The organism is Pseudomonas sp. B28(2017), assembly GCF_002113025.1.
Classification (GTDB): domain Bacteria; phylum Pseudomonadota; class Gammaproteobacteria; order Pseudomonadales; family Pseudomonadaceae; genus Aquipseudomonas.
The window spans coordinates 1-910 of record NZ_NEJH01000029.1 but is presented as its reverse complement, the minus strand read 5'-3'; the positions used below and the strand labels follow the sequence as shown (position 1 = coordinate 910).

Here is a 910-nt window from a genome sequence, read left to right as displayed (position 1 = left end):
ACGAGGGAGCCAAACGCCTGCCCGGCGATGAACACCGGGTCCTGGCGGTAAATGGCATAGGCGAGCAGCAAGGTGCTGCCAACGATGCTCAGGTACCAGAAATTGGTCGGGATCACGCTGCGTTTCTTGTACTCGCTGTACAGCCACTGCAGGACAAAGCGCCCGGTAAAGGCCACCTGCCCCGCAAAGCCGACGATCAGCCACAGGGTTTCACGCGACAACATCATCCTTCGATCTCCTGGGCAATGGTGTTCAGCCGCGTGCGCTTGATCAGCCACCAGACCCCGAACAAATCGAGAATGCCGACCAGCGCGCGGTCGAGGTTGCCGTATTTCGACACCCCGGCCGTGCGCGGCCGGTGGTTGACCGGGTGCACGATCATGCGCCCGTTATGACGCTGGATCAGCGCCGGAATATAGCGATGCATGTGGTCGAAGTACGGCAGGCGCAGGAACGCCGCGCGCTCGATCAGCTTCAGGCCGCAACCGGTGTCCGGGGTGGCGTCCTTGAGCAGGCGCCGGCGCAGGTTGTTGGCGAAGCGCGAGGCGTAGCGTTTGCTCGCGGTGTCGCGACGATTGACCCGGTGCCCGGCGACCAGTTGCACATCGACCTTGCCCGGTTCGCCGCGCACCAGCGCGAGCATGCCGGGAATGTCCGCCGGGTCGTTCTGGCCGTCGCCATCGAGGGTCGCCAGCCACTGCCCGCGGGCCTCGCGGGCCGCGTGGTACAGCGAGGTGCTCTGCCCCAGCGAACGCTCGTGATGGAGGATGCGCAGGGTGTCCAGGCCGTCGTGGCGCATCTGCCGCAATTCCTGCAGCGTCGCATCGGTGCTGCCATCGTCGACGACGATGATTTCGTAGGATTCATCGGCCAGCGCCACGCGGATTTCCTCAAGCAACGGCTTGAGGTT

Annotated in this window: 2 protein-coding genes; both read right to left on the bottom strand. The window is 64.6% G+C overall.

Features of this window, described 5'->3' with window-relative positions; translation table 11 throughout:
* On the bottom strand, positions 1–227 hold a 227-nt coding region (locus CAF65_RS27640), incomplete at its 3' end, for a lipid-A-disaccharide synthase N-terminal domain-containing protein (protein ID WP_085719142.1).
* Positions 224–910: glycosyltransferase family 2 protein (locus CAF65_RS27635; protein WP_085719141.1), on the bottom strand; the 687-nt coding region annotated here is incomplete at its 5' end. The genes CAF65_RS27635 and CAF65_RS27640, both read right to left, overlap by 4 nt.